A 22,416-nucleotide genomic window follows, 5' to 3' on the forward strand; every position below is an offset into this window, starting at 1 on the left:
TGTCCTCGGTCTCGGTGCACCCGTTGGTCGTCGTACGGCGCGGACGCGCCGGGCCCGAGGCTAGGACGAGGCGCGCCGCGCGAGCCGCGGCGTTCGCTCCTCGGATGCGCGCGACGCCGAGCGCAGGGAAGGTCCGGCCGGACTCGTCGGCCCCACCGGGAACCGGACCCGCTCCCGGGCCGTCCATCGGGCATGGTCATGGTCATGCGCGTGCGGGGACGGGGCCGTTCCGCGGTTGTGGGTGTCGTGGCGATCGCCGTAGCGGTGGCCGTCGTCGCCGCGATCTGGGTCTCCGGGCGCGATGAGGACCGGGCGCGGGTCGTCGACGGGCCGGCGCCACCGGGCTGGCTGCGGCTTGCGTACGGCGACGTGCAGGTCAGCGTCCCCGACGACTGGGACCGCCGCAGCACCGGCGACTGCGTGTCCGAGGCGGAGCACTGGGGGCCGCCGACGCAGGCCGGCTGCGGGCATCGTCGCGGCGTGCACTTCGTGGTGGACCTCGATACGTTCGATCCGGCCAGCGAGCCGGGCGTGGTGACACGCGGCCTCGATGCCGAAGATCCGTCCTGGCACGGCTACGTCCGGCTCGGAGACGTCGTGGTCAGCGTGAGCGACGCGGATCGCGCCGTGGTGCGACGGGTCCTCCGGTCCGTCTCGATCGAGGGCTTCCAGCCGATCTAGCCGGTCGCCGCGCCGGCGCGACCTGTGCCGCCACGCGGTCGGGCTGCTTCGTCCACCCCGGCCCGGTCCTGACATGATGTGACGGTCGTCGTGGGTCCTCAGCATGAGCGCCCGTGACCAGGCCCCAGTAGCTCAGCGGATAGAGCAGCCGCCTCCTAAGCGAAAGGTCGCAGGTTCGACTCCTGCCTGGGGCACCACCGCAGTCGCTACCGTCTCGCGCTCAGCGCCGGGTGCTGTAGGCGACCCGCGCCGGCGGGCCGAGCAGCCCGCCGGCCACGGCGCGGATCGTGACGACGTGGCGCCGTCCGGGCGCGAGGTCGCGCAGCACGATCCGCGGCTGACCCACGGTGCGCACCGCCCGGGCTCGACCGGGGGCCCGCAGCGCCACCCGGTAGCGAGCGGGGCCGGCCGAGCGCCAGGTCAGGACCAGGCGGGTGCGACTGCGCTCGGCGCGCACTGCGGTGACGCGCCCCGGCACCGGTACCGCGACCGCCGTCCCGGTGGCCCCGGCGCTCGTGCCCTTGTGGGCCCGCACCCGGAACGTGTGCGCGCGACCGCCGGCGAGCCCGGTCACGACGGTCCTGCGCGCGGTGGTGCGCGGCAGGGCGCGCCACCGACCGCCGTCGGAGTAGGAGACGGCGTACCGGGTCGCCCCCGGGGTCGCCCGCCACTTCAGCGCGACCCGACGGGGACCGGGCGATGCGGTCACCACGGGTGCGCGGCTGGGGGTGGGTCGAACGGTGCCGAGCGGTCGGGGGTACGCGAGGCCGACGCCCAGCTCGGCCAGGCTGTCCGCGACGGCCGCCGCGATCCTCACCTCGCCCGCGGCCGTCGGGTGGGTGTCGTCGTAGGTGTGGGAGCGGGTGTACCCCGCGGCGACCTCGGCGACGAGGACCTCCGACGTCTCGGTGGTGAGCAGCTTGGCGAGACGCGGCAGTGCGCGGTTCAGTGCCCGGGCCGGGCGGCCGGCCTTCGCCAGCCAGGTCTGGGTGACCTCGCCGAGCACGATGGCGAGGTCGGGGTCGGCCGCCTGTGCCTCCCGGACGAGGTCCGCGAGGCGGTGCTCCAGCACCCAGGCCTCGGTGTCGTACATGAGGTCGTTGACGCCGAGGTTGACCACGAGCACGTCGGGATGGTCGTCGCTGACCAGGTCGCCCACGAGGGCCGCGGTGTGGGCCGCCCACCGCCCCCAGGCCGCGGCGTGGTCGCGGTCGAAGTCACGGTCGGCGTACACCGGTTGTCCGTCGCCGACCCGGTAGAGATCCGTCGAGGGACCGACGAGGTCGACGTCCGTGCCGCTGCGCTCGAGGTGCTTCCAGAGGCGGTAGCGCCACGTCCAGTCGCCGGAGGAGCCCATCGTCACGGAGTCCCCGAGCAGCATCACGCGCACCGGCGCCGACTCCGCGGACGGCTCCTCGGCCCCCGGGCCGGCCGCGGAGGCCGGGGCGGGCCCGAGGGTCAGCGCGCCGACCAGGAGAGGGACCACCAGACGTCTGGGAAGCAGCATCGGCTCAGGCTAGGTCGACCGCTGGCACGGTGTCCCGGGATCGGCGCGAGGCCTCATCCCGGTACGGCCCAGAGACCTGGTGACTCATGGGAGGGGCATGACCGGGTACCGACCCGTGTGGTGTAGATCACACGCCACTCGCGCGCGGCCGGCGCAGGGCTGGTGGCGCGATCTGGGAGGAGGACGGTATGGCGAGCAGCGAACCGAGCAGGAGCGGCCAGCGCCGCGGAGTGCTTTCGACCCTCGCGTCAGGGGCGAGGGACATCCCGCGCAACGCCTCGTGGCTGGTCGGCAAGGCAGTCGGCGGCCATGGTGGCGATGGCGTCCATCACGAGGGGAACGGGGTCACCGGCGCGATGCGGAACGCCGGCACGAACCTCCGCGCGGCACTGCCGGGCCAGGATTCGGTCGAGGTGCGCCTCGAGCGGGCCCGCTCGGCCGCGGCGCGCGCGCAGGCCGCCGAGCAGGAGGCGCTGGCGTCCGCCGAACGCGCCCACAGCCTGTCGCAGGAAGCCGACGAGACCCGTGATCGTGAGCGCCAGCGCCTGAAGGAGGCGAAGGAGGAGCAGGCCCGGATCGTCAAGGAGCGGGTCGCGGAGGCGCGGCGCGAGGCCGAGGCCGACGCCGAGGAGATCCTCTCCGGCGAACGCGAGCAGGCCGAGGCCCGGATCGAGCAGACCCGGGAGGCCGCGGAGGAGGCGCAGCGGGAGGCGGAGGACCGCTACCGGCGGGCGACCGCGCTCCTGGCCCAGGCGCGATCCCTCGCCGACGAGGCCGCGGAGGCGGCCACCGCTGCCGCCGAGGAGGCGCGCGCGCAGGCCGAGAAGATCGCTGCCGACGCACGCAAGGGAGCCGATGAGGCCGCGGCGGCCACCGCGCGGGTGGAGGAGGTCCGGGCCGGGACCGCCAAGACCGCCGCGAAGGTCGTGCGCAGCGTCGACTCACCCGAGCGTCGCGGCCGGCTTGCGGACCTGACGAAGGTCGAGCTCCTCGAGCTCGCGACCGCCCGCGGTGTCCAGCACAACTCCTCCACCACCAAGCAGCAGCTGGTCACCGCGCTGCGACGAGCCAAGGCCTGATCGGGCCGGGAGGAGTGAGCATGAGCTTGTTCAGGAGAGAGAGCGCGTGGGACAAGGTCGCGCGCCCGTTGCGCAAGGCGGGGGCCGACTCGGCCGTGCGTGCCGGCCTGACGGTCGGGGCGACAGCGGTCGCGTTGTCGGCGGCCAGCTCGGTGGCGAGCGCCCTCAGGCGGCGACAGGACGGGCGGTGAGCCGTGCTCGGACCACGGTGCCGCACCCCGGCCGGTTGTCGGGTGTGTCCGGTCGCTGGCGCGGAGGGCTGGAGCCCATCCTTCAACCGGACCCCGGGGGGAGCCTGACCGAAGGGGTGGTCGTGCGGACCAGCCTGGTCGCGCGACTGTTCGGGGTGCGGTTGCTGCGCATCGACGGCACGGTGCTGATCGCGCCCGCTCGACTCGACGGGACGGTGCTCCGGTCGGTGCCTGCGGGGGCGGCGTCGCGCTGGGCGCCGGGGGAGGGGTTGGCCCGGGCGGGGGAGCTGCTCGAGGAGAACCATCGCGTGCTGCGTCGGCGTGCCTGAATGATCTTGACCGCGCGGTCCATCCGCGACGGCTACGCGTCGGGTGGGTGCGCGGTGACGAGGTGGGTGGCGCGGTCCTTGATCAGGTGCAGCCCGTGGGGTGAGCGCCAGAGGTACGTCGTCGCGTCGGTCTTGTCGTAGGTCCACGCGGTGTGGGTCTTGGCCCGATGATGTCGCCGGGGCGCGGACCGCCCTCCTCGTTCCAGGCCCCGCAAATCCTCGGGCCGGGTGCCGGTGCCGGTCGCGACCTCTACCGATGCCTCGAGAACCCCCGCCCCCACGCCCTGGGGCACATGCAGGAGCGTCCCGAACTTCCTCGCCTGAAGCCAAGCGCTACAGAACCGTGCCCGGACAGGGATTCGGCCCCGCCGACGGGATGTGGGCGGGGTCCGGGGCGCGGGATCTACTCGTCGGGTGGGTGTGCGGTGACGAGCCGAGTGGTGCCGTGGTCCTTGATCAGGTGGAGCCCGTGCGGGGACCGCCAGAGGTACGTCGCGGCGTCGGTTGTGTCGTAGGTCCAGGCGGTGTGGGTCTTGGCCCGGTGATGTCGCCGGCAGAGCGGGGCCAAGTTGCAGCTGCACGTGGGACCCCCGTGACCATGCGCGGTGACGTGGTCGGTGTCGCAGCGCCGGGCGGGGCGATCGCACCACGGGAAGGCGCACACCGGCGAGGCCAGCTTGGTCTGCTCGGCCAGCCGGTCGGGGATGGCGTAGGCGTCGGCGTGGTGGTGGGCCTCGAGGTCGATGACCGGCCTGATGACCACGTGGGTGTCAGTGCCGCACCACTCGCGGACCTGCTCGGTGGAGACGATGGACCGTGTCTCCTCGACGTGGGCGATGCCGGCCTCGTCGCGGGAGATCGCGGCGTGGGAGAGGTGGACGTGGATCACTACCTGGCGGGGCTTCACGACCGAGGCGGCGTCCTCACCGGCCTCCGCCCCGAGGTCGAAGGCCAGCTGGCGCCGGGCGAGCTCGCCCGCCGCCATCGAGCGGTGCACGTCGAGCGACTCGGTGGATCCGAGAGCCGCCAGTTCCTCGGCGCCCTGGGAGATCGCAGCGTTGAGGTCGAGGGCGTCGGCCAGGTCGAGGACTCCCTCCACGTGGACGGTGCCGTCGTGGGTGGCCTCGCGGGTGTGCACGTCGAAGCGGCGTCCGTCGGCCGCGCCGAGACGGTCCTTCTCCGCACCCTCGGGGTCGAACATCACGCGGGCCTGGTCGACGAGCCGCTCGATCCCGGCCCAGCTGATCTTCCCCACGAAGCCGGCCACCTGGCGGTCCACGAAGTCCGCGGCGTCCAGCGGGAGGGTCGTGGTCAGCTGCGCGAGCCGGCGGGCCTTCCACAGCGGGACCTTGCCGGCGCGGACCAGCTTCCAGGTGCGCTTCAGTCGGTGCGCCAGCTCCAGCGCGTCACCCACCAGCGAACGGGCGGAATCGGTCGACATGCCGATCGCGGCGCCGAACTCCATGGGTGCGAACTCCGCCACCAGCGGCGCCCCCTCGCCCGCGAGTGGAACGGCCAGCTCCCCGAACGCCAGCCCCGCGGCGGGCGCCTCGGCCACCGACTCCTCCGGGTGCATCGCCGCCCACACGAGAGCGGCCTCCACGACGTCGATCTCCGCCCGCTGGGCCGCAGCCCGACGGCGCTGCGCGAACGCCAGCACGGCGGCTGGAGTGTCGCAGTCGGGGAGCTCGGAGTCGGCCATGCCTCATTCTACTCGAACGTGCGTTCGAGGACAAGGGTTTCTCCGCCGGAGTTGCCGGCTTCGTGCTCGGGGCCTCGACAAGCTCGACAAGTCCCGATGATCGGCAGCGATCTGGAACGTGTTCCACTGCTGTGCGCTAGCGTCCGAGCTATGAGCAGTGAGCAGCAGGCGCAGCGCGTCGTCGTGGTCACCGGTGCCGCCTCCGGGGTCGGGTACGCGACCGCTGAGATGTTCCGTGATGCCGGCGAGATCGTCTTCGGTCTCGACCGCGCCGCGACGGTGCCCGAGGGCGTGACGTATGTCGAGTGCGACGTCTCGAGCAAGGCCGCGGTCGACGCCGCGATCGAGGTGTGCGGGCAGCACGGGCGCATCGATGTGCTCGCCAACGTGGCGGGCATCGTGCAGTTCGGCCGCTTCGAGCAGATCAGCGAGGCCGAGCTGGACCGGGTGCTGGCGGTCAACCTCAAGGGCCCCTTCCTGCTGACCCAGGCGGCGCTGCCGCTGTTGGAGGTCGGTCCCGGCTGCGTGGTCAACGTGGCCTCGGTGGCCGGCCGCGTCCCGCAGCCGTACGCCGCGGCGTACGGCGCCTCGAAGGGCGGGCTGGTTCAGCTGACCAAGAACCTCGCCCTCGAGCTGGCCTCGCGCCGCATCCGCGTCAACGCCGTGTGCCCCGGCACCATCGACACCCCGATGGTGGCCCAGGTGGCCTCGACGTACCCCACCGACCTGGACCCGAAGGTCGCCGAGCGATTGCACATGCAGTTTCCCGGAACGATCTCGCCGCAGGAGGTGGCGGAGTCGATCCGCTACCTGTCCTCGCCGCAGGCCCGGTTCGTCACGGGCGAGGTGCTGGCGATCGACGGGTTCATGAGTTGAGCACAGGGCAGGCGAGCGAGGGAGTGGGCATGACGGGCAGGGGAGTGCTGGACGGCAAGGTCGCGCTGGTGACCGGCGCCGCGCGTGGCGTGGGTGCGGGGATCGCGCGGGCCTTCGCCAAGGAGGGCGCCCGGGTCGCGGTGCTCGACCTCGACGCCGCTGGGGCGGAGGCGATGGCCGCGGAGCTGGAGGAGCACGCGCCGGCGATCGGCCTGGGCTGCGACATCCGCGACTCCGCCCAGGTCGACGCCAGTGTCGCGCGAGTGGTGGAGCGGTTCGGCACCGTGGACATCCTGGTCAACAACGCGATGGCCTCGGCCCAGAGCCGCTTCGAGGACGCGACCGACGCCGACATCGACCTCGCGCTCGACACCGGCCCCAAGGCCACCTACTACTTCATGCGCGCCTGCTTCCCGCACCTCAAGGGGACCCTGGAGGAGGGCGGCGGCCGCATCATCAACCTGCGCTCCGCCTCCGACCCGGGCGGTCTCGCGGGCTACGGCGCGTACGTCGCGGCGAAGGCCGGCGTTGGTGGTCTGACCCGGGTCGCGGCGCGGGAGTGGGGGCGCCACGGCATCACCGTGAACAATCTGGCGCCGTTCGTGCTGACCGAGGGCGCGAAGGCCCACTTCGACGAGCGGCCCGACGAGCTCAAGGGCGTGCTGCGTCACCTCTCCGTGCCGCGCGCGGGCGACGCCGAGAGCGACGTCGGGCGGGCGGCGGTCTTCCTCGCCGGACCGGACGCCAGCTATGTCACCGGCTGCACGCTCACCGTCGACGGCGGGGGCACCTTCTTCTCCTGAGCCGAGGTGGCGCCGCCGTGCCCTCGAGGCGCGGCGGTCCCACGCAGCAGTGCCCGGCGCCGCGCCGGCGAGCCATGCTGGCTAGCATGGCCGTCGGCCCGGACCGGGCCACGCCGGTGTAGCTCAGTTGGTAGAGCGCCTCATTTGTAATGAGGATGTCGCGGGTTCGACCCCTGTCACCGGCTCCACCCCCACCACCCCCGGCTTCATCTGGGGGGTGGGGCGGCGCTCAGCGGACCCGCTCGACCTCGAACTCCTCGGCCGGGTGGGCGATGTGCTCCTGGCCGGCGACGATCTGCAGCTCGCGCTCGCCGCTCTCCAGGGTCGTGCGCAGCACGCCGAAGACCGACGACGCGGTGCGCGCGAGCGCGACCGCCGGGTCGCCGGTGGTGTGCAGGTGGGCGGTGAAGAGCGCCGAGGTGATGTCGCCGGAGCCGTTGGCCTTCATCGGGAGGTACGGCGTGCGCACCAGCCAGGCGCCGTCGCCGTTGACCACCATCATCTCGATGGTGTCCTCGGGGCGGTCGGCGCGCTCGACGCTGGTGATCAGCACCGTGCCCGGGCCCATCGCCCGGGCGGCGTCGGCCGAGGCCAGGATGTCGTCGAGGGTGCGCGGCTCGGTGTCGGTGAGGAACCCGAGCTCGAACTGGTTGGGCGTGATGATGTCGGCGACCGGCACGACCTTCTCGCGCAGCAGCACCGGGATCGCGGGGTTCACGAAGCAGCCCGAGCGGGCGTTGCCCATCACCGGGTCGCAGGTGTACGTCGCCGCCGGGTTGGCCGCCTTGACCCGCGCCACGGCGTCGATGATCACCTCGCCGATGTCCTCGCCGCCCTGGTAGCCGGACAGGATCGCGTCGACGTCGGGGAACGCGCCGCGCTCCTCGATGCCGATCACGACGTCGCGCACGTCGGAGGCCGGGAGCATCGGGCCGCGCCACGCGCCGTACCCCGTGTGGTTGGAGAAGTGCACGGTGTTGACCGCCCACACCTCGTGCCCGAGCCGCTGGAGCGGGAAGACGGCAGCGGAGTTGCCGACGTGGCCGTAGGCGACCGAGGACTGGATGGACAGCAGCTTCATGGCGCCATTGTGTCCCCCGCGACCCACGGATTCTCGGAACAGCCGAAGGTCGGGCAGAACTAGAACTCGTTCCAATCGTTGGCATACTGTGACCAGGCATACATTCCGTCAGTATGTGATCGCCCGTCGGCCCGAACGAGGTAACTGAGATGGCCAAGACCCCCTACTCGAACGAGGCCGACTACGTCGTCGTCGGCTCCGGCAGCGCGGGCGCCGCGATGGCCGGCCGGCTGGCGCAGTCCGGCGCGAGCGTGATCGTGCTCGAGGCCGGACGTAGCGACAACCAGCTGCTCACCAAGAAGCCCGGGATGATCGGCCCGATGCACGCCGAGCCCCGCATCAAGAGGATCAACGACTGGGGCTACTACACGGTGCCGCAGCAGCACATCCTCGGGCGCCGGATGCCCGCCCCGCGCGGCAAGGTGCTCGGCGGCTCCAGCTCGGTCAACGGCATGGTCTACGTGCGCGGCAACCGGGCCAACTACGACTCCTGGGCCGCCGAGGGCTGCGCCGGCTGGGACGCCGACAGCGTGAACGCGGCGTACAAGCGCATGGAGGACTACGAGGGCGGCGCCGACGCCTACCGCGGTACCGGTGGCCCCATCCGGGTCGGGGTCAACCCGCGCCCGCAGGAGGGCACGCTGCAGTTCATCCAGGCCACCTCCGAGACCCTCGGCGTCAAGATCCTCGACGACTACAACGGTGCCGAGCAGGAGGGCATCGGCCGGATGCAGCAGAACGCCGTGGACGGGCTGCGCTACAGCGCCTCGCGCGGCTACATCCACCACCTGGCCCCGCGCACCCTCGAGGTGCAGACGCGGGTGCTGGTGACCAAGGTCGTGATCGAGAACGGGCGCGCGGTCGGCGTCCGGGTGCGCGACAAGGACGGCGGCAGTCGGCTGGTGCGCGCGGGCAAGGAGGTCATCCTCTCGGCCGGCTTCATCGGCACTCCGCAGATCCTGATGCTCTCCGGCATCGGCCCGGCCGCGCACCTCGCCGAGCACGGCATCGCCTGCGTCGCGGACCTGCCGGTGGGCGACAACCTGCACGACCACATGTTCCACGCGCTGACCTTCCACGCGACCTCCTCCACGATGCGCGGCAGCGCGCTGTTCTTCGCCAAGGGCCTGGCCAAGGAGCTCACCCGCGGCGGCACGTTCCTGGCCAACTCGGTCTTCGAGTCGGTGGGCTTCGTGCGCACCTCCCAGGCCGCCGACGTGCCGGACCTCCAGCTGCACCTGCTGCCGTGGGCCTACGTCTCGCCCAACCAGGACGCCCCGGTCCGCCACGACGTCGACCAGCGCCCGGCGCTGACCGTGCTCACCACGCTGATCTACCCGCGCAGCCGGGGCACCCTGCGCCTGGCGTCACCCGACCCGACCGCCGCTCCGCTGATCGATCCCAACTACCTCGCCGAGCCCCGCGACCTCGACACCCTGGTCGAGGGCACCGAGATGGTCCGCGAGATCTTCGGGTCCGCGGCGTTCGGGGGGTCGGTCAAGAGCGAGATCCACCCCGGCGACGGCGTACGCGGTCCCGGGCTGCGCAGCGAGATCCTCAACCGGGCCACGTCGGTCTACCACGGGGTCGGCACCGCGCGGATGGGCACCGACGAGCGCGCGGTGGTCACCCCCGACCTCAAGGTCCGCGGCATCGAGGGCCTGCGGGTCGCCGACGCCTCGATCATGCCGTCGATCACCGGCGGCAACACCAACGCGCCCGCGATCATGATCGGCGAGCGCGGCGCCGCCCTCGTCCTCGGGAAGGCCTGAGCCATGACCGACACCAGCACCAGCGCCGACACCAGCCCCGAGTCCAGTGCCGTCCTTGCGGGCGAGACCCGGCCCCGCGTCACCCGCCCGGCGTCGATCACCGAGGCCTTCCTGCGCGGGCTCGTGGCCCGGGTGCCCTCCTCGGGTGCCGCGCCGTGGCCGCTGACGGAGGTCTACACCGGCGAGAAGCTCGTCGACCTCCCGCAGTCGAGCCCGGCCGACATCGAGGAGGCGTTCGCCCGCGCCCGGGAGGCGCAGCGGATCTGGGCCGCGTGGCCGGTGCGCAAGCGGCTGCGGGTCTTCCGCACCGCCCACCGGCTGCTCCTGGAGAGCACCCACACGACCGCCGACCTGATCCAGGCCGAGAGCGGCAAGAACCGGCGGATGGCGGTCGAGGAGACCTGCGACCCGCCGATGGTGATCAGCCACTACCTCAAGCACGCGCGCAAGCTGCTGGCGCCGACCACCCGCGGGGGCCCGGTCCCGCTGGTCTCCTCCTCGACCGAGATCCGGCGGCCGAAGGGCGTCGTCGCGATCATCGCGCCGTGGAACTTCCCGTTCGCGACGGGTCTCTCCGACGCCATCCCGGCGCTGATGGCCGGCAATGCGGTGGTGCTCAAGCCGGACAACAAGACCGCGCTGTCACCGCTGCACGGCGTCGCCCTGCTGGAGCGCGCCGGGCTGCCGAAGGGGTTGTTCCAGGTGGTCTGCGGCGAGGGCCCCGACGTCGGGCCGACGCTCATCGACAACGCCAACTACGTGATGTTCACCGGCTCCACCGCGACCGGGCGGGTGATCGGCGAGCGCGCCGGGCGCAACCTGATCGGCTGCTGCCTCGAGCTCGGCGGCAAGAACCCGATGATCGTGCTCGACGACGTCGCGGCCGATGAGTGGGTCAACGGGGCGCTGTTCGGGGTCTTCGGCAACACCGGTCAGATCTGCATGCACATCGAGCGCATCTACCTGCCCGACAGTCGCTACGACGAGCTCAAGGCGGCCTTCGTCACCGCCACCCAGGCGCTCGAGCTCGGGGCGGCGTACGACTTCGGGCCGGACGTGGGGTCGCTGATCTCCCCGGACCACATGGCGCGGGTCTACGGGCACGTCGAGGACGCGGTCGCCAAGGGTGCCCGCGTGGTCACCGGCGGGCGCGCCCGGCCGGACATCGGGCCGGCGTTCTTCGAGCCGACGATCCTCGAGGGGGTCACCTCCGACATGGCGTGCGGCGTCACCGAGACCTTCGGGCCGGTGGTCGCGCTGCACCGCTACCGCACCGTCGAGGAGGCGATCGCGCTGGCCAACGACACCGACTACGGCCTGAACGCCTCGGTGTGGAGCAGCGACGTCGCCCGTGCCGAGCGGGTCGCGCGCCGCATCGAGGCCGGCAACGTCAACGTCAACGACGCCCTCGCCACGGCGTACGCCTCGAAGGGGACGCCGTCCGGGGGGATCAAGCAGTCCGGTGTCGGCGCCCGGCACGGCGACCAGGGCCTGCTGAAGTACACCGACGTGCAGAACCTCGCGGTGCTGAAGAAGCAGGTGATGGGCATCCGCCCGGGCCAGGACTACGACACCTACGTCGAGCAGATGCTGTCCGGGCTGAAGATGATGCGGCGCTTCCGGATCCGCTGAGCCCGACCGAGCGGTCGGTGGCGTCGCGCTAGCCTCCGGCCCATGACGGACATGACCTACCGACCGCTCGGCGACTCCGGCCTGATGGTGAGCACCGTCGGGATCGGGTGCAACGCCTTCAGTGGGCGAGTGGACCTCGACGGGGTGCGCGACATCCTCGCCGCCGCGCGCGACACGGGCGTCACCCTGCTCGACACCGCCGACGTGTACGGAGGCCGCCCCGGCGGCAGTGAGGAGCTGCTCGGCGAGGCGCTGCGCGGGCAGCGCGAGCACTTCGTGGTGGCCACCAAGTTCGGCATGGACATGCGGGGTGCCAACGGCCCCGACCACGGCGCGCGGGCCTCGCGGCACTACGTGCGCCGTGCGGTCGAGGCGAGCCTGCGCCGTCTGGGCGTCGACCACATCGACCTCTACCAGCTGCACCGCCCCGACGGGGTGACGCCGGTCGAGGAGACGCTCTCGGCGCTGACCGACCTGGTCCGCGAGGGCAAGGTCCGCTACGTCGGCTGCTCGAACTTCGCCGCTTGGCAGGTCGCCGACGCCGACTGGACCGCCCGCTCCGCCGGCCTGGAGCGCTTCGTCTCGGTGCAGAACCGCTACTCGCTGCTGGATCGCCGCCTCGAGGACGAGGTCGTGCCCGCCTGCGAGACCTTCGGGCTCGGCGTACTGCCGTTCTTCCCCCTCGAGTTCGGCCTGCTGACCGGCAAGTACCGCCGCGGCGAGCAGGCGCCGGCGGGCTCCCGCGCCCAGCTCGACCCCAGTCGCGCCACCTGGCTGGCCGACGCCGACTGGGACCGCATCGAGGCGCTCGAGCAGTACGCCGCGGAGCGCGACCTCCGCGTGCTCGACGTGGCGATCGCGGGCCTGGCGGCCCAGCCCGCCGTCTCCTCGGTGATCTCGGGGGCCACCTCGGGCGAGCAGGTCCGCGCCAACGCAGCGGCCCTGCGGTGGCAGCCCACCCGCGCCGACCTGGTGGTCCTCGACGACCTCACGGCCCGCTGAGCCACAAGCCCCGACTCGCGCAACCATCGGCCCCGACTCGGCGAGGGTCAGGTGACCTGCAGGCTGCGCTTGGACAGGCCCATCCAGAAGCCGTCGATGATCTGCTCGGCCGGGACCTCGGGGGCGGTGCTCGCGCCGAGGGCGACGAAGAGCGGCGTGTAGTGCTCCACTGTCGGATGGGCGTAGGGCATCCCGGGCGCCCGGTCGCGGTACGCCGCGAGCTCGTCGATGTCCCCGCGGGCGAGCGCCTCGGCCGCCCAGGCGTCGAACTCGCGCGACCAGCCCGGCGCGGCGGCGTCGATGCGGAACTCGGTGAGGTACGGCAGGCCGTGGGTGAGGAACCCCGAGCCGATCACCAGCACGCCCTCGTCGCGCAGCGGGCGCAGCCGGGCGCCCAGGCGCATCAGCCGCTCCGGGTCATGGGTCGGCAGCGACATCTGGAGCACCGGGATGTCGGCCTCGGGATACATGATCTTCAGTGGGACCCAGGCGCCGTGGTCGAGCCCGCGGCTGACGTGCTGGTGGACCGGCTCGGTGTCGGGCATCATCGCCGCGATCCGCTGGGCCAGCGCGGTGCTGTCCGGGGTCGCGTAGGTCATCCGGTAGTACTTCGGGTCGAAGCCGCCGAAGTCGTAGACCAGCGGCGCGCCGTTGCCGGTGAGGCTCACCGGCGCGGACTCCCAGTGGGCGCTGACGATCAGGATCGCCTTCGGCCGCGGCAGCTCACGGGCGAGCGCGGCGAGCTGGCCGGACCAGACCGGGTCGTCGAGCAGCGGGGGAGCGCCGTGCCCGAGGTAGAGGGCCGGCATCCGGCCGGTGCTGCTGGGCGAGGGGCTGGTGCCGCTCGCGGACGTCGCGCTCATGCTCACTCCAAAGGTTTTACTTTCAACTTTATTCCTTCGGAAGTGTCCAGTCCATCGGGCTGGCCCCCTGCTCGACGAGCAGCCGGTCGACGCGGCTGAAGGGGCGGGAGCCGAAGAACCCGCGCCGGGCCGAGAGCGGGGAGGGGTGCGCCGAGGCGACGACGGGCACCTGGTCGAGCAGCGGCGTGAGCGACTGTGCGTCGCGTCCCCACAGCACCGCGACCAGCGGGCCGCCGCGGGCGACCAGGGCACGGATGGCGCACTCGGTGACCTGCTCCCAGCCCAGCCGGCGGTGCGAGCCGGCCTCGCCGGGCCGCACGGTCAGCACCCGGTTGAGCAGCATCACGCCGCGGTCGGCCCACGCGGTGAGGTCGCCGTGCTCGGGCATCGTCGTCCCGAGGTCCTCCTCCGCCTCGCGGTAGATGTTCGCCAGGCTGCGCGGCAGCGGCCGCACGTCGGCGTCGACGGCGAAGCTCAGCCCGATCGGGTGGCCAGGGGTCGGATAGGGGTCCTGCCCGACGACCAGCGCCCGGACGTCGGCCAGCGGCCGCTCGAAGGCCCGGAAGATCCGTTCCCCGGCCGGCAGGTAGGTCCGTCCGGCGGCCAGCTCGGCGCGCAGGAAGTCGCCGAGCACGGTGATCGTGTCGTCGACGGGAGCCAGCGCCTGCGCCCAGTCCGGCGCCACCAGGCCGCGGTCGACGAGCTCGGCGAGCGCGCTCACGGGCGCGCCAGCCGGTCGAGGAACGTCACCAGCAGCGCCTCGCGCAGGGCCGGACTGGCCAGGTCGAGCAGCGCGTTGACCTCGGCCATCCGCTCGGGCAGCACCAGCGCGCCGTCGGCACCCTCGGCCGCGAGCCCGGCGGCGGCCAGCAGGCCCGCGAAGTCCGCGTCGGTGAGGAGCGCCGGGTCGAGCGCCGCGACGTACGCCGCGACGTCGGGGTCCACGCGCACCGGACCGGCCGCGACGGCGGCGGCCACCGAGTCGCGCAGCGCGGCCAGGAGGTCCTCGACGCCTGTGAGGGTGGCGGCGCTGACCGAGAGGTGGATGGTCGCGGGGGCGCCCGCGAAGCGCATCTGCGGCTGGACGTACCAGCCGCGCGCGGCCATCTCGTCGCAGATCGTGAACGGGTCGCAGGTCGCGTCGGTGCCGACGGCCAGCAGGGTCGAGTCCGGCTCGGCGACGAGGTGCAGCGCGGGGAGCTCGGCGATCCCGGCCACGATCCCGTCCACCGCGGACAGCACGTCGGCGGTGAGCCGCTCGTAGCCCGCGTCCCCGAGGGTGCTCACGACCGCCCAGGCGCCGGCCAACGGCCCGCCGGACTTCGTGGACTGCATCGTGGCGTTGAGCATCGTGTAGCCCGGCCAGGCGGCGGAGGCGAAGAACTGCGGGCGCCGGTGCGCGGGGCTGCGGTGCACCAGCAGCGAGCTGCCCTTCGGCGCGTAGGCGTACTTGTGCAGGTCGACCGAGATCGAGGTGACGCCGGGGACCGCGAAGGTCCACGCGGGCACCGGGCGCCCCAGCCGGGCGGCGTAGGGCAGCACCCAGCCGCCGATGCAGGCGTCGACGTGGCAGCGCACGCCGCGGGCGGCGGCCGCCGCCGCGATGTCGGTGACCGGGTCGACGACGCCGTGGGCGTACGACGGGGCGCTGGCCACCACCAGCACGGTGCTGTCGTCGATCGCCGCGGCCATGGCGGCGGCGTCGGCGCGGAAGTCCGCGCCCACCGGCACCACCCGCGCCGCCACCCCGAAGTAGTGCGCCGCCTTGTGGAAGGCGGCGTGCGCGGTCGAGGGGATCACCATCGTGGGACGGGTGACGTCGGGGCGGCTGTCCCGCGCGCCCTGCACCGCGAGCAGCACCGACTCGGTGCCGCCGCTGGTGACCGTGCCGACCGCCCCGTCCGGACCGTCCAGCAGACGCAGGGCGAAGCCGACCAGCTCGTTCTCCATCTGCAGCAGGCTGGGGAACGCCGTGGGATCCAGGCCGTTGGAGCCGGCGTACGCCGCCACCGCCGCGCGTCCGATCTCGTCCACCTCGGCGAGCCCGGAGTCGTAGACGTAGGCGAGGGTGCGCCCGCCCAGCACCGGCAGGTCGCCGGCCTGGAGGTCGTGGAGCCGTGCGAGCACCGCAGCGGGTGTGGGGGCCGTGGTCATGCGGCGTCGACCTCCGAGGCATCGAGGGAGTAGCGGGCGAGCCACCACAGGCTGAGCAGGACCAGCGCGGCGGGCAGCAGCGAGAATCCCACCACGATCGCGGTGACGGCGGAGTCGGGCTGGACCGCCCCGCTGCCGGAACGGTAACCACCGAGCTGGAGCACCAGCGCGAAGACCGCCGGGCCGAGCGCCAGGCCGAAGGTCTCGCCCGCCGTCCACACACCGGTGTAGACGCCGACCCGGTTGCTGCCGGTGCGCCGGGTGTCGAGCGCGGCGGCGTCCGGCATCATCGCCATCGGGAACACCTGGCAGCCGGCGTAGCCCACCCCGCTCACCGCGACCGCCGCGAACAGCACCGCCGCCGGCGCCGAGCCGGCGAGCACCGCGCCCAGCGAGCCGGCCGCGAGCAGCAGCGAGGACGCGACGTACCCCGTCTTCTTGCCCACCCGCTGCCCCACGGCCGACCAGACCGGGGTCAGCAGCAGCGCCGGGGCCACGAAGCAGGCGAACAGGACCGTCACCGCGCCGGCGCTGTCGAGCACGTCCTCGGCGAGGTAGTCGACGCCGGCGAGCACACACCCGACCGCGAGTGCCTGCACCACGAACGTGGTCAGCAGCAGCCGGAAGTCGCGGGCGCCGGAGACGATGCGCAGCTGGTCGCGCAGCGAACCCGCGCCCGGCTGGACGGTCCCCACCGGCGCGTGGCGGGTGCCGCGGTACCCCGCGACGACGCCGGCCAGGATCACCAGCGCCATCACCACCCCCATCAGCCGGTAGCCGTCGCGCCCGCCCACCTGGTCGCGGATCAGCGGGGCGCTGGCACCGACGAGCAGGATCGTGAGCGCGAGGATCGACACCCGCCAGGTCATCAGCCGGGTCCGCTCGTCGTACGACGGCGTCATCTCGGCGGCCATCGACACGTACGGCACCTGGAAGAACGCGTACGCCGACGCGCAGGCCAGGAACATGACCAGCACCCAGGCGGTCTCCAGCCCGGTCGACATCGCGGGCGCGGCGAAGATCAGCGCGAAGGTGACCGCGAGGAGGCTGCCGGCCCGCAGCAGCCAGGGCCGACGCGGGCCGCGGGGGTCGGTGGTGCGGTCGCTGATCCGCCCCGCGACCGGGTTGAGCAGCACGTCCCAGGCCTTCGGGAGGAACACCACCAGCCCGGCCAGCCCGGCCGCCAGGCCGATCTCGTCGGTCAGGTAGGGCAGCAGCATCAGGCCGGGGACGGTGCCGAACGCGCCGGTGGCGACCGACCCGGAGCCGTAGCCGATGCGGACCCGGCGGGGGAGGGACGTGCCGGAGGCGTCGGCGATCACAGGGGCGCTCACGTCGCGCAGGCTAGCCGCGCGCGGGCGTGGCGGTGGGCCGCTCGGGCAAAGACGGCGGCGTCGACCGCTCAGTGCGCCAGCGCCCGCGATCCGCCGGAGCCGTGGCGGCGCTCGGGGTTGGTGCCGATCCCGGTGCCCCCACGGGGCGTCCGGCGACGGGCGCGGCGGCGGGGTGCCCGGTCCGACCACTCGGTGAGCCACTCGTCGAGCACCACCCAGGTGCTGTCGCGCGCGCCGCGGCCGGTGAGCATGCCGAGGTGTCCGCCGGGGACCACCTCGAGGCGGGCGTCGGGCGACCCGGTCAGGTGCGGCAGCACGGCCTCCACGGCGCGCACCGGCGCGATGGCGTCGTTGGCGCCGGCGAAGACCAGCACCGGAACCGAGATCGCGGACAGGTCGATGGTCCGCTCGCCGAGCTCCATGCTGCCGCCCTGGAGCATGTTGGCCTTGAGGAAGCGGTGGTAGAGCTGCCCGAAGCTGCGCCCGGGGTAGGCCACCATGTGGGCGGTGAACCGGTCGACCGCCTCGATCTGGGCGAGGAACTCGGTGTCGTCGAGGTTCATCGCGACCGCGAGCGGCTTGGTCACCAGCTTCTGGAAGGAGGAGAGCTGGAAGGCCCAGCGCACCACCGGCTGGGGTGCGCCGCCGATCGCCCGGTAGGCCCGGGTCACCAGGCCGTGGCCGCCGGTCAGGTCCAGCAGCGGGCGCAGCGGCGCGACCAGCGGCACCAGCGACACGTCGGTGGGCGAGCCGAGCACGGACAGGGAGGCGATCGGCAGGCCGGGGTCGTCGGCGGCGGTGAGCAGCGCGAAGATGCCGCCCAGGCTCCAGCCGACCACGTGCACCGGCCGGCCACCGGCGTGGGCCGAGACCGCCCGGATCGCCGCCGGGAGCACGTCGTCGACCCAGTGCTCCATGCCGAGGCGACGCTCGCGGAAGGACACCGCGCCGTACTCCACGAGGTACGTCGCGCGCCCCTCGCCGACGAGATGCTCGACCAGGGAGCAGCCACGGCGCAGGTCGAAGCAGATCGCGGGGGCGGCCAGCGGGGTGACCAGGAGGACCGGGTCGCCGGAGGCGCTCTCGACCTCGGGGTCCGGGTGGTAGTGGTGGACCTGACGCAGCGTGCCCTCGTCGATCAGCGTGCGCGGCATCGGGCGCAGGTCCGCGATCCCGCCGTAGAGCAGCTTGTGGGCGACGTTGCCCGCCGCCGAGACGACCTGCTCGGGCTTGGGGATCAGGTCCATCCCGGCACGCTACCCCCGCGACGGGGTACTCGGGGAGGATGAAGTGGACCCGAACCGCCGCCGCCGGCACCGCCGCGCTGGGTGCCGTGGCCGTGCACGACCTGGTGCAGCGCAAGCACGCGATCCTGCGCAACTTCCCCGTGATCGGGCATCTGCGCTTCCAGCTCGAGCGCTTCGGGCCCGAGCTGCGCCAGTACATCGTCACCTCCAACGACGAGGAGCGGCCCTTCAGCCGCGACCATCGCCGCTGGGTCTACGCCTCGGCGAAGGGGGAGAACTCCTACTTCGGGTTCGGCACCGACAACGACATCGAGAACGTCAGCGGCCAGGTGGTCATCAAGCACCGCACCTTCGCCGGACCCGGCGCTGCGACCGGTCGGCACGCCGAGGAGGGCGTGCCGCTGCCGGCCGCCAAGGTGATCGGGGCGGCCCGCGCCCGCGCGCAGTCGTTCCGGCCGGCCTCGGTGGTGAACATCTCCGGGATGAGCTTCGGGTCGCTGTCGCGCCAGGCGATCGAGGCGCTCAACCGCGGCGCCGCCGCCACCGGCGCGCTGCAGAACACCGGCGAGGGCGGGCTCTCGCCGTACCACCGCAACGGCGGCGACCTGGTCTTCCAGATCGGTACGTCGTACTTCGGCTGCCGCGACGAGCAGGGCCACTTCGACCTGGCCCGGCTCAAGGACCTGGTCGCCTCGGCGCCGGTGCGGGCGCTGGAGATCAAGCTGTCCCAGGGCGCCAAGCCCGGGCTCGGCGGCATGCTGCCGGCGGCCAAGGTGACCCCTGAGATCGCCGAGATCCGCGGCATCACCGCGGGCCGCGACTGCGCGTCCCCGAGCCGGCACGAGGTCTTCGACGACGTCGACTCGATGCTCGACTTCGTCGAGCTGCTGGCCGCGGAGACGGGCCTGCCGGTCGGGATCAAGTCCGCGGTCGGCGACCTGACCTTCTGGGACCGCCTCGTCGAGGAGATGGCCGCGGGCGGACGGGGGGTGGACTTCGTCAACATCGACGGCGGCGAGGGCGGCACCGGTGCGGCGCCGCTGGTCTTCGCCGACTCGGTGGCCTACCCGTTCCGGATCGGGTTCGCCGAGGTCTACCGCCGCTTCGCCGCGGCGGGCCTCAGCGACGACGTCACGTTCATCGGCGCCGGCAAGCTCGGGCTGCCCGAGAACGCCGTGGTGGCCTTCGCCCTCGGCGCGGACCTGATCAACGTCGGCCGGGAGGCGATGCTCTCGATCGGCTGCATCCAGGCCCAGAAGTGCCACACCGACAGGTGCCCCACCGGTGTCGCCACCCAGGACCCGCGCCTGGCGCGCGGACTGGACCCGATGCTCAAGGCCGACCGGGCCGCGCACTACCTGCTCGCGCTGCGCCGCGACCTGCTCAAGGTCGCCGAGGCGGTCGGGGTGCCGCACCCGGCGCTGATCGGCCCCGACGACGTCGACCTCGCCGACTGCACTCGCTCGGCCGCCTCGCTGCGTGAGGTCTACGGCTACCAGCCGGGCTGGGGCGTCCCCGGTGCGCAGCTGCGCGCCGACATCGAGGAGCTCATGCGGGCGGGCGGCTCAGGCCAGGCGGTCCCACCGGTGCGCTGACGCCCCGCGGCGGCCGGGCTCGGCCGCCGCTCAGTCCACCTGGACCGGGGTCGCCGGACCGGGTACGCCGGTCATGGTGCCGCGGCGGGCGACCACGCGCAGCGAGTAGGTGCCGGGACCCGGCACGCTCACGGAGACCCGTGCCGCGGCGGTCCAGTCGCTGATCGCGACGGTCCGCCCCTCCGGGTCGAGCGCCAGCACCTGCAGGTCACGGGCGGAGACGCTGCGCCAGGTGGGGACCGAGGCGGTGAGCCGGAGGCCGTCGACGGCGACGTCCGCGACCGCCAGCCTCGGGTCCCACTCACGACGCGTGAACACGCGGCGGGCCTCGGGCACGATGCCGTGGCGCAGCAGCGCCCGCACCACCCCGTGGGCGATGCTGGTCTCCCCGGTGGGGGTGGGATGGGTGCCGTCGTAGGTGTGCACCTCCGGGACCCACGCCCGTGCCCCGCGGGAGACGATGCGGGCCACCTGGACGCGGTCCTCGCCGGCGGCGAGCCGGCGCAGGCCCCGGGTGACCGCGAGGCGCCGGTTGTTGGTGAACTGCTTGGTGACCGAGCTCGTGGTGACCTCGTTGAGGACGAAGCGGATCCGCGGGTCGATGCGCCAGGTGCGCCGCAGGTAGCGGCGGGCGTCGGCGAGGATCTGCGCCGCGCCGTGGGCCCGGGCGTCGTTGAACCCCAGCCCGAGCACGATCACGTCGGGGCGGTGGGTGCGCACCCGCTTGCGCAGCAGCGGGAGGTGGTCGGCGTAGCCCGAGCCGCCGGCGGCGGCGTGCGCGGTCGCGAAGCCGAGGTCGGTGCGCAGGTAGGTGTCGCCCCCGCGCAGACCGGTGGTCGGGCCGACGAAGGTGACCGGGACCGACTGCTGGGCCAGCGCACGCCACACCCAGTAGCGGTACGTCGTGTCGCCGGTGCGCCCCTGGGTGATCGAGTCGCCCACGAACATCACCCGCAGCGGCGCCGCCGTGCGCCCGGCCGGCGCGCCCGGCCCGGCCGACTCAGCGGCCGCGGCCGGGACGGCCGCGAGCGGTGCGAGGAGGACGGCGAGCAGGGCGAGCGCGGCCATCACGAGGGCGGCGCTCACCGACGGGGCGGGGCGCGCGGCCCTGGACGTGATCATGTCCGGCCGAGTGTGTCAGGACTCCGCCGGCGGGCGCACCGTCTTCCCGTGATCGATGCGGACATCGGCGAGCTCGGTCATGAAGCTCTGCGCCCAGCGCGCGACGTCGTGCTGGGTGACCGTGCGGCGCATCGCCTTCATCCGGCGCGTCGACTCCTTGGCGTCGGCGCGGTAGGCGTCGAGCAGCGCGGCCTTCATGCCGTTGATGTCGTAGGGGTTCACCAGCCACGCCTGGCGCAGCTCGTCGGCCGCCCCCGCGAACTCGGAGAGCACCAGCGCACCGGTCGCGTCGGTGCGGCAGGCGACGTACTCCTTGGCGACGAGGTTCATGCCGTCGCGGTACGGCGTGACGACCATGATGTCGGCGGCCCGGTAGAGCGCGGCCATCTCCTCGCGCGGGTAGGAGGAGTGCAGATAGCTGATCGCGGGGCGCCCGATGCGGCCCAGGTCGCCGTTGATGCGCCCGACGAGGCGGTCGATGTCGTCGCGCAGGATCCGGTACTGCTCGACCTGCTCGCGCGAGGGCACCGCGACCTGCACGAAGACCGCGTCCTCGACGTCGAGGTGGCCGTCCTGGATCAGCTCGGCATACGCGCGCAGACGGGCGTAGATGCCCTTGGTGTAGTCGAGGCGGTCGATGCCCAGGAAGATCTTGCGCGGGTTGCCCAGCGCCTCGCGGATCGCGCTCGCGCGCTCGATCACCGCGGGGGAGGTGGACAGCTCCTCGAAGCCCTGGGAGTCGATCGAGATCGGGAAGGCGTGGGCGCGCACGGTGCGGCCGTCGGGGAGGTAGACCAGATCGCGGTGGGTCTTGTGGCCGACGCGCTGGCGCACCAGGCGCACGAAGTTCTGCGCCGCGCCGGTGCCCTGGAAGCCGACCAGGTCGGCGCCGAGCAGGCCCTCGAGGATCTGGCGGCGCCACGGCAGCTGCTGGAACAGCTCCGCCGGAGGGAACGGGATGTGCAGGTAGAACCCGATGCGCAGGTCCGGGCGCAGCTCGCGCAGCATCTGCGGGACCAGCTGGAGCTGGTAGTCGTGGACCCAGACCGTGGCGCCCTCGGCGGCCAGCGAGGCGGCCTTCTGGGCGAAGCGCTGGTTGACCGCGACGTAGGAGTCCCACCACTCGCGGTGGAACTGCGGCTTGGCGACGAGGTCGTGGTAGAGCGGCCACAGGGTGGCGTTGCTCATCCCCTCGTAGAAGCGCTCGACCTCCTGGGCGCTCATCGACATCGGCACCAGGTTCATGCCGTCGTGCTCGAACGGCTCGAGCTCCTCGTCGATGCCGCCGGGCCAGCCCAGCCACACGCCGTCGTTGGCACGCATCACGGGTTCGATGGCGGTCACCAGACCGCCGGGGGACAGACGCCATCCCGGAGTGCCGTCGGGCTGCTCCACCCGGTCGACAGGGAGCCGGTTGGCCACGATCACGAGGTTGTTCGGCACGCT

Annotated in this window: 20 protein-coding genes and 2 tRNA genes; 11 read left to right on the forward strand and 11 right to left on the reverse strand. The window is 73.1% G+C overall.

Translation table 11 applies throughout. The annotated features are described in order from the left end of the window. Positions 1 to 198 precede the first annotated feature (198 nt). Both HBO46_RS02720 and HBO46_RS02725 read left to right on the forward strand, forming a co-directional pair. Positions 199 to 681 carry a hypothetical protein gene (locus HBO46_RS02720; RefSeq protein WP_191480194.1) on the forward strand — a complete coding sequence of 161 codons (483 nt, stop codon included), beginning with the start codon at positions 199 to 201 and terminating at the stop codon, positions 679 to 681. A 121-nt stretch (positions 682 to 802) separates the two neighbouring features. Next, a tRNA-Arg gene (locus HBO46_RS02725) sits at positions 803 to 878 on the forward strand. Positions 879 to 901: 23 nt separating this feature from the next. On the opposite strand, the gene HBO46_RS02730 is transcribed toward HBO46_RS02725, so the two are convergent. Continuing rightward, positions 902 to 2,188 (reverse strand): GDSL-type esterase/lipase family protein, encoded by a 1,287-nt coding sequence (locus HBO46_RS02730; RefSeq protein ID WP_166137080.1) that lies wholly within the window; start codon positions 2,186 to 2,188, stop codon positions 902 to 904. A gap of 188 nt (positions 2,189 to 2,376) precedes the next feature. On the opposite strand from HBO46_RS02730, the gene HBO46_RS02735 reads away from it, so the two are divergent. Both HBO46_RS02735 and HBO46_RS02740 read left to right on the forward strand, forming a co-directional pair. After that, a complete protein-coding gene (locus HBO46_RS02735; protein WP_166137077.1) occupies positions 2,377 to 3,267 on the forward strand; it encodes a hypothetical protein in 891 nt (296 codons plus the stop codon). 313 nt (positions 3,268 to 3,580) lie between these two features. Continuing rightward, positions 3,581 to 3,787, forward strand: coding sequence for a hypothetical protein (locus tag HBO46_RS02740; RefSeq protein ID WP_166137074.1), 207 nt, complete (start codon positions 3,581 to 3,583; stop codon positions 3,785 to 3,787). 32 nt (positions 3,788 to 3,819) lie between these two features. Here HBO46_RS02740 and HBO46_RS02745 read toward each other — a convergent pair whose 3' ends face one another. Next, entirely contained in the window at positions 3,820 to 4,080 is a 261-nt protein-coding gene (locus HBO46_RS02745) for a hypothetical protein (protein ID WP_166137071.1), read from the reverse strand. Between the two features lie 110 nt (positions 4,081 to 4,190). Continuing rightward, entirely contained in the window at positions 4,191 to 5,489 is a 1,299-nt protein-coding gene (locus HBO46_RS02750; RefSeq protein WP_166137068.1) for an HNH endonuclease signature motif containing protein, read from the reverse strand. Positions 5,490 to 5,639: 150 nt separating this feature from the next. Between HBO46_RS02750 and HBO46_RS02755 the strand changes: the two genes are divergently transcribed. The 3 genes from HBO46_RS02755 to HBO46_RS02765 all read left to right on the forward strand — a co-directional run bounded on the left by HBO46_RS02755 (position 5,640) and on the right by HBO46_RS02765 (position 7,356). Next, complete coding sequence (locus tag HBO46_RS02755) at positions 5,640 to 6,365, forward strand: SDR family NAD(P)-dependent oxidoreductase (protein WP_166137065.1); 726 nt, start codon at positions 5,640 to 5,642, stop codon at positions 6,363 to 6,365. Positions 6,366 to 6,394: 29 nt separating this feature from the next. After that, positions 6,395 to 7,168: an SDR family NAD(P)-dependent oxidoreductase gene (locus HBO46_RS02760; RefSeq protein ID WP_166137062.1), complete on the forward strand. Its 774-nt coding sequence runs from the start codon at positions 6,395 to 6,397 to the stop codon at positions 7,166 to 7,168. A 112-nt stretch (positions 7,169 to 7,280) separates the two neighbouring features. Continuing rightward, positions 7,281 to 7,356: transfer RNA gene (locus HBO46_RS02765), tRNA-Thr, on the forward strand. Between the two features lie 41 nt (positions 7,357 to 7,397). Here HBO46_RS02765 and pdxY read toward each other — a convergent pair. After that, the gene (gene pdxY / locus HBO46_RS02770) at positions 7,398 to 8,249 is read right to left on the reverse strand and encodes a pyridoxal kinase PdxY (RefSeq protein WP_166137059.1); all 852 of its coding nucleotides are present in this window, start codon (positions 8,247 to 8,249) and stop codon (positions 7,398 to 7,400) included. A gap of 149 nt (positions 8,250 to 8,398) precedes the next feature. Here pdxY and HBO46_RS02775 point away from each other — a divergent pair, with 149 nt between their 5' ends. The 3 genes from HBO46_RS02775 to HBO46_RS02785 are packed head-to-tail and all read left to right on the forward strand — an operon-like array spanning position 8,399 to position 12,655. Then, on the forward strand, positions 8,399 to 10,021 hold the full coding sequence (locus tag HBO46_RS02775) for a GMC family oxidoreductase (RefSeq protein ID WP_166137054.1): 1,623 nt from the start codon (positions 8,399 to 8,401) through the stop codon (positions 10,019 to 10,021). 3 nt (positions 10,022 to 10,024) lie between these two features. After that, on the forward strand, positions 10,025 to 11,653 hold the full coding sequence (locus HBO46_RS02780) for a succinic semialdehyde dehydrogenase (RefSeq protein WP_166137051.1): 1,629 nt from the start codon (positions 10,025 to 10,027) through the stop codon (positions 11,651 to 11,653). A 42-nt stretch (positions 11,654 to 11,695) separates the two neighbouring features. Continuing rightward, complete coding sequence (locus HBO46_RS02785) at positions 11,696 to 12,655, forward strand: aldo/keto reductase (RefSeq protein ID WP_207949883.1); 960 nt, start codon at positions 11,696 to 11,698, stop codon at positions 12,653 to 12,655. 47 nt (positions 12,656 to 12,702) lie between these two features. On the opposite strand, the gene HBO46_RS02790 is transcribed toward HBO46_RS02785, so the two are convergent. The 5 genes from HBO46_RS02790 to HBO46_RS02805 all read right to left on the reverse strand — a co-directional run bounded on the left by HBO46_RS02790 (position 12,703) and on the right by HBO46_RS02805 (position 18,253). Beyond that, positions 12,703 to 13,518, reverse strand: coding sequence for a dioxygenase family protein (locus HBO46_RS02790; RefSeq protein ID WP_224769343.1), 816 nt, complete (start codon positions 13,516 to 13,518; stop codon positions 12,703 to 12,705). Between the two features lie 28 nt (positions 13,519 to 13,546). Then, complete coding sequence (locus HBO46_RS20500) at positions 13,547 to 14,239, reverse strand: uracil-DNA glycosylase (protein WP_224769344.1); 693 nt, start codon at positions 14,237 to 14,239, stop codon at positions 13,547 to 13,549. After that, positions 14,236 to 15,672: a pyridoxal phosphate-dependent decarboxylase family protein gene (locus tag HBO46_RS02795; protein ID WP_224769345.1), complete on the reverse strand. Its 1,437-nt coding sequence runs from the start codon at positions 15,670 to 15,672 to the stop codon at positions 14,236 to 14,238. Before HBO46_RS02795 ends, HBO46_RS20500 begins: the two co-directional genes overlap by 4 nt. Next, on the reverse strand, positions 15,669 to 17,006 hold the full coding sequence (locus tag HBO46_RS02800; protein WP_224769346.1) for an MFS transporter: 1,338 nt from the start codon (positions 17,004 to 17,006) through the stop codon (positions 15,669 to 15,671). The genes HBO46_RS02795 and HBO46_RS02800 overlap by 4 nt, the downstream gene beginning before the upstream one ends. A 68-nt stretch (positions 17,007 to 17,074) precedes the next feature. Further along, a complete protein-coding gene (locus tag HBO46_RS02805; protein ID WP_166137048.1) occupies positions 17,075 to 18,253 on the reverse strand; it encodes an alpha/beta fold hydrolase in 1,179 nt (392 codons plus the stop codon). A gap of 38 nt (positions 18,254 to 18,291) precedes the next feature. Between HBO46_RS02805 and HBO46_RS02810 the strand changes: the two genes are divergently transcribed. Then, the gene (locus tag HBO46_RS02810) at positions 18,292 to 19,848 is read left to right on the forward strand and encodes an FMN-binding glutamate synthase family protein (RefSeq protein WP_166137045.1); all 1,557 of its coding nucleotides are present in this window, start codon (positions 18,292 to 18,294) and stop codon (positions 19,846 to 19,848) included. 30 nt (positions 19,849 to 19,878) lie between these two features. Here the strand turns inward: HBO46_RS02810 and HBO46_RS02815 are convergent, their stop codons facing one another. Then, the gene (locus HBO46_RS02815; RefSeq protein ID WP_166137042.1) at positions 19,879 to 20,970 is read right to left on the reverse strand and encodes an SGNH/GDSL hydrolase family protein; all 1,092 of its coding nucleotides are present in this window, start codon (positions 20,968 to 20,970) and stop codon (positions 19,879 to 19,881) included. Between the two features lie 15 nt (positions 20,971 to 20,985). Further along, positions 20,986 to 22,413, reverse strand: coding sequence for an alpha,alpha-trehalose-phosphate synthase (UDP-forming) (locus HBO46_RS02820; RefSeq protein WP_224769347.1), 1,428 nt, complete (start codon positions 22,411 to 22,413; stop codon positions 20,986 to 20,988). Positions 22,414 to 22,416 lie beyond the last annotated feature (3 nt).

The sequence above is a fragment of the Nocardioides ochotonae genome (genome assembly GCF_011420305.2).
In the GTDB taxonomy this organism is placed as follows: domain Bacteria; phylum Actinomycetota; class Actinomycetes; order Propionibacteriales; family Nocardioidaceae; genus Nocardioides; species Nocardioides ochotonae.

Coding starts and splice junctions, on each gene's coding strand:
- HBO46_RS02750 (WP_166137068.1), bottom strand. CDS start 5,489: ATGGCCGACTCCGAGCTCCCCGACTGCGACACTCCAGCCGCCGTGCTG.
- HBO46_RS02780 (WP_166137051.1), top strand. CDS start 10,025: ATGACCGACACCAGCACCAGCGCCGACACCAGCCCCGAGTCCAGTGCC.
- HBO46_RS02775 (WP_166137054.1), top strand. CDS start 8,399: ATGGCCAAGACCCCCTACTCGAACGAGGCCGACTACGTCGTCGTCGGC.
- HBO46_RS02720 (WP_191480194.1), top strand. CDS start 199: ATGGTCATGCGCGTGCGGGGACGGGGCCGTTCCGCGGTTGTGGGTGTC.
- HBO46_RS02805 (WP_166137048.1), bottom strand. CDS start 18,253: ATGGACCTGATCCCCAAGCCCGAGCAGGTCGTCTCGGCGGCGGGCAAC.
- HBO46_RS02735 (WP_166137077.1), top strand. CDS start 2,377: ATGGCGAGCAGCGAACCGAGCAGGAGCGGCCAGCGCCGCGGAGTGCTT.
- pdxY (WP_166137059.1), bottom strand. CDS start 8,249: ATGAAGCTGCTGTCCATCCAGTCCTCGGTCGCCTACGGCCACGTCGGC.
- HBO46_RS02760 (WP_166137062.1), top strand. CDS start 6,395: ATGACGGGCAGGGGAGTGCTGGACGGCAAGGTCGCGCTGGTGACCGGC.
- HBO46_RS02815 (WP_166137042.1), bottom strand. CDS start 20,970: ATGATCACGTCCAGGGCCGCGCGCCCCGCCCCGTCGGTGAGCGCCGCC.
- HBO46_RS02785 (WP_207949883.1), top strand. CDS start 11,696: ATGACGGACATGACCTACCGACCGCTCGGCGACTCCGGCCTGATGGTG.
- HBO46_RS02790 (WP_224769343.1), bottom strand. CDS start 13,518: ATGAGCGCGACGTCCGCGAGCGGCACCAGCCCCTCGCCCAGCAGCACC.
- HBO46_RS02795 (WP_224769345.1), bottom strand. CDS start 15,672: ATGACCACGGCCCCCACACCCGCTGCGGTGCTCGCACGGCTCCACGAC.
- HBO46_RS02810 (WP_166137045.1), top strand. CDS start 18,292: ATGAAGTGGACCCGAACCGCCGCCGCCGGCACCGCCGCGCTGGGTGCC.
- HBO46_RS02730 (WP_166137080.1), bottom strand. CDS start 2,188: ATGCTGCTTCCCAGACGTCTGGTGGTCCCTCTCCTGGTCGGCGCGCTG.
- HBO46_RS02755 (WP_166137065.1), top strand. CDS start 5,640: ATGAGCAGTGAGCAGCAGGCGCAGCGCGTCGTCGTGGTCACCGGTGCC.